Origin of the sequence: Clostridium sp., assembly GCF_032552055.1 — a bacterium.
Classification (GTDB): Bacteria; Bacillota; Clostridia; order Clostridiales; family Clostridiaceae; genus Clostridium.
This window is the reverse complement of sequence record NZ_JAWGSV010000168.1, coordinates 1-6,781: the sequence shown is the minus strand read 5'-3', so window position 1 is coordinate 6,781 and position 6,781 is coordinate 1. Positions and strand designations below refer to the sequence as shown.

8 protein-coding genes are annotated in these 6,781 nt (G+C 29.2%); 3 read left to right on the top strand and 5 right to left on the bottom strand.

Annotated features, from left to right (window positions below; all coding sequences use genetic code 11):
* Window positions 1-167: 167 nt before the first annotated feature.
* The 4 genes from E6248_RS11215 to nagA all read right to left on the bottom strand — a co-directional run bounded on the left by E6248_RS11215 (window position 168) and on the right by nagA (window position 3,423).
* Complete coding sequence (locus E6248_RS11215) at window positions 168-713, bottom strand: DUF4342 domain-containing protein (RefSeq protein ID WP_316340887.1); 546 nt, start codon at window positions 711-713, stop codon at window positions 168-170.
* Window positions 714-867: 154 nt separating this feature from the next.
* Complete coding sequence (gatY, locus tag E6248_RS11210) at window positions 868-1,719, bottom strand: tagatose-bisphosphate aldolase subunit GatY (RefSeq protein ID WP_316340886.1); 852 nt, start codon at window positions 1,717-1,719, stop codon at window positions 868-870.
* Window positions 1,720-1,759: 40 nt separating this feature from the next.
* Entirely contained in the window at window positions 1,760-2,284 is a 525-nt protein-coding gene (locus E6248_RS11205) for a hypothetical protein (RefSeq protein WP_316340885.1), read from the bottom strand.
* Window positions 2,284-3,423, bottom strand: a complete 1,140-nt coding sequence (nagA, locus tag E6248_RS11200; RefSeq protein WP_316340884.1) for an N-acetylglucosamine-6-phosphate deacetylase — start codon at window positions 3,421-3,423, stop codon at window positions 2,284-2,286. Before nagA ends, E6248_RS11205 begins: the two co-directional genes overlap by 1 nt.
* 168 nt (window positions 3,424-3,591) lie before the next feature.
* Between nagA and E6248_RS11195 the strand changes: the two genes are divergently transcribed.
* The 3 genes from E6248_RS11195 to yajC are packed head-to-tail and all read left to right on the top strand — an operon-like array spanning window position 3,592 to window position 5,528.
* Window positions 3,592-4,770 carry an SIS domain-containing protein gene (locus tag E6248_RS11195; RefSeq protein WP_316340883.1) on the top strand — a complete coding sequence of 393 codons (1,179 nt, stop codon included), beginning with the start codon at window positions 3,592-3,594 and terminating at the stop codon, window positions 4,768-4,770.
* A 46-nt stretch (window positions 4,771-4,816) separates the two neighbouring features.
* Window positions 4,817-5,248 (top strand): PTS galactosamine/N-acetylgalactosamine transporter subunit IIA, encoded by a 432-nt coding sequence (gene agaF / locus E6248_RS11190; RefSeq protein WP_316340882.1) that lies wholly within the window; start codon window positions 4,817-4,819, stop codon window positions 5,246-5,248.
* Between the two features lies 1 nt (window position 5,249).
* Window positions 5,250-5,528: a preprotein translocase subunit YajC gene (gene yajC, locus E6248_RS11185; RefSeq protein WP_316340881.1), complete on the top strand. Its 279-nt coding sequence runs from the start codon at window positions 5,250-5,252 to the stop codon at window positions 5,526-5,528.
* A 112-nt stretch (window positions 5,529-5,640) separates the two neighbouring features.
* On the opposite strand, the gene E6248_RS11180 is transcribed toward yajC, so the two are convergent.
* Window positions 5,641-6,781 (bottom strand): helix-turn-helix transcriptional regulator (locus E6248_RS11180; RefSeq protein ID WP_316340880.1); only part of this gene is annotated, 1,141 nt, incomplete at its 5' end.

The window sequence follows — 6,781 nt, the reverse complement described above, 5'->3', positions numbered from 1 at the left end:
TCCATATTCTAAAGTCAATCACTAATACCAACTATAAAGAAAAAACCTCTGTTTTTTTAACAGGGGCTTTCAATATATTATAAGAACTCTTTAAAATATTTACTAATTCACTTTCAATAATTTGGAACAATTTATCTCCTTAACTGTTAATTATTAATTATTAACTGTTAATTGTTCTCATATCCTTCTTTAAAATCCTTTTTAATTGTATCTGCTGATTCTGATACCTTATCAAATATATCATTTACGCCTTCATAATTAATATGAGGACCAACTACAGAATACTTATATCCACAGAATAATCCCACTACTAATAGTATAGCACTTGGTACAAATAAAAATATTAATAATAATACTGATATAGTTAAAGATATTCTTATAGGTTTTTCATTTTCTTTTCTTATTTCAAAGTAATTTTCATTTCCCTTTTTTAATACCTTACCTATAAATCTAAATACTCTTCCAACTATTTCACCAATACCACCGCATTTTTCATCATGGCTCTTATGCCCTTTTTTCTTTTCTTCCTTTTGACTTTCTGATTGCACCTCAATTATAGTTGTAGTTTCATTATTCTCTACTTTACCTTTTCTCTCTAAATAAATAATTGTATCTAGAAGATCCCAATCACAATTTTCTAAGGCTTCTGTAGCCTCTTCCTTACTAACATTAACCTTTCCCATTAAAATTTCAATCATTTCATTTCTTTCCATTATCATTACCTCCATAGTTTTTATTTCTCATCTACTATGGTTATATAATACGTCTAGAAAATTAATCTAAAATATAAGAAAGATTAAAATTAGATTAAAATAAAAAACTCAGATAAATAAAATCTATCTGAGTTTATAAGTGTTATCTAATTTTTCAAGCTTTATTTTCACAACCACATACTTTTATTTTTTCTTTTACAAACTTTTTAACTTCATCAAATCCAGCCTTATTATACTTTTTAGGATCTATTGTATCTGGATTTTCTGAAAGATACTCACTTACCCCTGTTGTATAAGCAATTCTAAGTTCTGTTGCATAATTAACTTTACATATTCCTCTTCTAATGGCTTCTTGAACTTTAGAATCTGGAATACCTGAGCCTCCATGTAATACAAGAGGAACTGATACAACTTCTCTTATTGCTGATAATCTATCTAAATCTAATTTTGGTTCTCCTTTATACATTCCATGAGCTGTTCCTATTGCAATTGCTAATGAGTCCACTCCTGTTCTCTCAACAAACTCCTTAGCTTCTAATGGATCTGTATATATATCTCCATCTCCACCATCTAAGTCATCTTCCTTTCCGCCAACTTTTCCAAGCTCAGCTTCAACTGCAATACCTGAAGATTTACACATATCTGCAACTGCTTTTGACACTTCAATATTGCTTTCAAAATCTCCATGAGATCCATCAATCATTATTGAAGTATATCCAATTCTAAATGCTTGTGATGCTAATTCAAAACTTGATCCATGATCTAGATGCATAGCTACAGGTACATTTGCTCTACTTGCTGCTACCTTTACGTTTGCTAGAAAATAATCAAGTCCCGCATATTTAACTGTAGATGGAGTAGTTTGCATAATTACAGGAGCATTCATTTCTTCTGCTGCACTAATAACTGCCATCACCATCTCCATATTTTCAACATTAAATGCACATACTGCATAATGTTCTTCTTGAGCTTTTTTTAACATTTGTTTTGTAGTCATTAATTCCATAGTACTTCTCCTTCTAAAATCATTTTAATAAAATAGTAATTTATAGTTTTTTCATCCTGCTAAAAGCAATAGTATTAATAATTGCAATATAAAAGCTATATACTGCCACTAATCCACTTAAAATTAAAAATATTATATTAAAATTTTGTTGTATTGCATTTATAATAATAAGAATACTTAATAGAACATAAGCTATTGCCTTCATCATTGTCTTCTCTTTTTCTTTGCTATTAATTGTGCTCTCTAATATTGAAGTCTTACGTTCTCTTTTAAAATCCTTAATTACTTTTAACTTTTTTAAAAAGAAAAGCCTAAAGTATAGTTCTACTAAAACTATAGCTCCGCCCCCCACTAATAATGTATTTTGTAATGAATTAAAATAATCTCCAAGCAAAATCATTACAATAAATATAATTGAGTATCTATAATAAAACAACCTAAACTTTTGCTCCACCTGCTTAGATACAATATATCCATTTTTATCAAATATATTGTAATAGACTGTATCTCCATATCTATCTAAATAAAGGTTATTTCCAGATAAATTTGTTGCATTCTTCTTCACTATAACATCGCCTTTCCTAAACAAAATGTTTGTAGCACTGAATAATCATCATTAAGAACTACTAAGTCGCTATCATATCCAACTCCTATTCTTCCCTTACGTTTATCAACACCTAAGCACTTTGCTGGATTAGTAGTACAAGAATTAATAGCATAATTAAACGGTACCATTGCTTCTTCAACTAGTATCCTAAGACCTTCATTCATTCTTAATGTAGAACCTGCTAATCCTTTTGTTTCTACTAAATGAGCGCTACCATCTTCATAGATTTCAATTTCATTTCCTCCGAAAATAAATTTAGATCCAGGCTCATACCCCTTTGCCATTAACGCATCTGTAATCATAATTCCGTAATCTGGTCCCTTTGCATTGAAGAAATTATATAACGCTGCTGTAGTTGAATGATTACCATCGCATATTATCTCTCCATACATTCCCTTAATTCTTAAAGCTGCTCCAACTAGGCCATTTTTTCTGTGATTAAATGGAGTCATACCATTGTATACATGAGTTTGCGATCTAGCCCCATGAGCAAAGGCAAATACAGCTTCTTCGTATGTAGCAGCTGAATGTCCTATACTAACCACTACTTCATTATTAAATAAATAATCTGTAAGTGAATAATCCTCATCTGTCTCAGTTGCTAAGGTTACATATTTTATTAATCCCCTTGCAGCCCTTTGATAACTCTGGAACTCTTTAATTGTAGGCTTGACTATATATTCTCTTGGCTGAGCTCCTTTATACTCCATATCAAGATAAGGTCCTTCAAAATGAATTCCTAATATCTCTGCCCCTTCATATCCTTCTTCAACTACCTTGGCTACATTAGCTAATGCCTTAGTCAAAACTTCTTTACTTTGAGTTATTGTAGTAGGTAATATTGACGTAACTCCTTCATTAACTATTCTCTTTGTCCAAATTCTTAAACCTTGTTCATTCGCATCATTTGTATCGAATCCATATGCTCCATGACAGTGAATATCTATAAATCCTGGTACAATCCTCTTATTTCCATAATCGTGAGCACCTTCTTTTTCATTATAGGTATAAATATTAACTATTTTATTATCATCAATTTCAATTTGAGCTGGGATAAATTGATCAGCAATCCAAACTCTTTTACTTTGTATTAACATGCTATACCCCCTTGTCTACTTTATCTCTAATTATACATAAGTTTATTAAGCTAATATTTGCACTTTTCAACAGACATATTACATCTTTCACCACTTCCATTGAATTTAAAAAACTCTTTATTATAATTAGAATTAATAATCTATAATTTAAAGACGGGGGACGTTCATATGAATATTTTTAATTTCGATGAGGCTAAAATGAAAGAATTCTCTTCTACATTTACCTTAAAAGAAATATATCAACAACCTAATACATGGTTAAAAACATTAGCGCAAATTAAAGAAAGTAAAAAGTCCATACAAGATTTTATTAATCAAGTTATTGGTTGTGATGACTTTGATGTAATATTTACTGGCGCTGGTACCAGTGAATTTGTAGGGAATTCACTATATACTTATTTAAATAAAAAGCTAAACTTTAAAGTTAAATCTTATGGAACAACTGATATAGTTGCTTCTCCAGAATCTTATATATCAAGAAATAAACCAACATTATTAATTAGCTTTGGACGTTCAGGTAATTCTCCTGAATCTATCGGAGCTGTTGAGGCTGCTAGTGCCGTTTCTAATAACTTATATAATCTATTCATAACTTGTAATAAAAATGGTGCTTTATCTAAAATGGCAGAGGAACTTAATAATTGTTATGCAATAAATCTTACTGACGAAACTCATGACCAATCTTTTGCTATGACATCTAGCTTTTCTAATATGTATTTAGCAGCATACCTATGCTTTAACCTTGATAAATTAGATGAAAAATCTACAGTAATTAATAATATATCTTCAGCAACTCAAGCTTTCTTAGATAAAGGTTTTGAAATTGCCTCTAATATAGTTGATGAATTTGCTTTTGATAGAATAGTTTATTTAGGTAGTAATGTTTTAAAGGGAGTATCTCAAGAATCTTCTTTAAAAATGCTTGAACTAACAGCTGGTAAAACTGTTTCAGTCTTTGATACACCTTTAGGATTTAGACATGGTCCAAAATCAATAATTGATGATTCAACATTAACAGTAGTATATGTAAGTGATGATGAATACACTTATAAATACGAATTTGATCTAATAAAGGAAATAAGTAGCCAAAGAAAAAATAATAAGTTAGTTATAATTTCAAATAAGCCTTATGACGAAATGAAGTCTTTGGCTGATTACACATATGCTTATGATATTCAGCATAACTTAAATAATGCTGAATTAGGATTAGCTTATATTACTTTTGCTCAAACACTATCAGTATTAAAGTCCTTATCACTAGGCTTAACACCTGATAACCCTTGCCCATCTGGAGAGGTAAATCGTGTTGTTAAGGGTGTTACATTATACCCTTACACATGTAAATAAAATTATTACTTAAGTATTTAATAATCTATTCTAGGAGATGATGAAAATGATAGGATTAATAATAAGCGGACATGGAAACTTTGCATCTGGACTACGTACATCTATAAAACTAATTGCAGGAGAAACTTATAATGTAGAATATGTTGATTTTGAAGAAACAGACTCTACAGAATCTCTAAAAGAAAAATATTATGCTTCATTAAAGAATTTAAACAATTGTGATGGTATTTTAGCTCTTAGTGACTTAGCTGGTGGCTCACCATTTAAAACCTTAGTTGAAGTTAAGATGGAATTAGAAAAACCAATGGAGGTAGTAGGTGGTACAAACCTTCCTATGGCCCTTGAAATATCTATGACTAAAGATATTATAGATGATGTGCCTTCTTTATCTGAATCAGCAATTGAGGTTGGTAAAAGTGGTGTCGTAAAGTTTGATTTTAAGGTTCATGAAGATATTGAATGTGAGGATGGTATTTAATATGGTAAATTGGGAAGTAGTTTTATGGACATGTATTACAGTTGCAGTATTAGCTGGAATAGTTGCACTAATATTAATATTTATATCTGCTAAAAACATTAAAAAGAGAACCTCTGAACTAAAGGATATTCATGTTGAATTAAAAGCAGGTATGAAGGTAGTATTCTGTGGCGGTATATATGGTAAGGTTGTATCTGCAGGAAAAGAAACTGTAGAGGTCGAAGTTGCTAAAAATGTAGTAATAACTATATCTAGATATTCAATTCAAAATACTTTATAAAAATTTACTTGCTAAGCAATTTATTAATAACTCCTAAAAAACAGAGAAGGAACTGCCTTCTAGGCAGCTCCTTCTCTGTTTTTTATTTTAACTATGTTATATAGGTTTTCTGTTATTTAAATACTGTTTGAGCATACTCACTAGGACTTATTTCATAATGTTGAGTAAATGCCCTAGAGAAGTAGTGTATTGAATTAAAACCTAACATAAATGCTATTTCACTAATTGTATACTTGTTCTCTTTAATTAATTCCTTACTTTTAGATAGTTTTAAGTCATTTATATATTTTTTAGGTGATGTATTTAAATTATTTTTAAATAATGTTTGTAAAGATGATCTTGAAATTGCAAATTTACTACAAAGTTCTTCTATATTAATTGGGGAGCAAATCATTTTATTAATGTAAGCAAGTATTCTTTCTAATATCTCATCTTGGAAATGTTGCTGTGATTCTGTAGGTAGCTTTGCATCATCAACATCTAAATAATCATATTGAAATAATCTAATAATAATCTCATGAAAATTGCTTAAAATTAAGTTTTCTGAATATGGTATTTCACTTGATATATTTTTTGCAAACTTTCTTATACTCTTATATAATTCCTTCCTACAATGAAATATTTTATTACATATTAATCTCTCATCATCGCACTTCATATCAAACATAATAGTTAAATAGGAACAGGATAAATCATTATTTACAGCTTGCGTATGAAACTGATTTTTTCCATATATAATTAAGTCAGATGAATTTAATGTATAATTAACACCGTCAATTGATGTATCTAAAGTTCCCCTATCAACAAAGGTTAATTCATATAAATTATGTTTTTCCCCTTTAAACCTATAGTTTGGACTCTTTATTGTATAATAATAAGCCATTATTTCAGGTATATTTATAGTAGGTAATATTCGATTATAAACATATGGTGGATTTAAAAACTCAAGCTTGAGATTATATCTAGATGGTATTATTAAGTTAAATTTTGTTTGATCTGTCATTGAAATAATATTGAAATACATATTAGGTTTAATTTCTAAGTTTCTATGAACTGCAAATAGCTTAAAATCTCCACTATTTGAATCACTAATTAATATAGATGCCATTCCTTCAACAATCTCTATATATGCTGGTTCTAAGAAATTATATAAACTAGAAATAACTTTATCGCTAGTTACTATTTGTCTTTGTATTAAATCATTCTTATTCAAATCTTTTTCTTCATCATAAATAGAACCATACTTTCTAAAC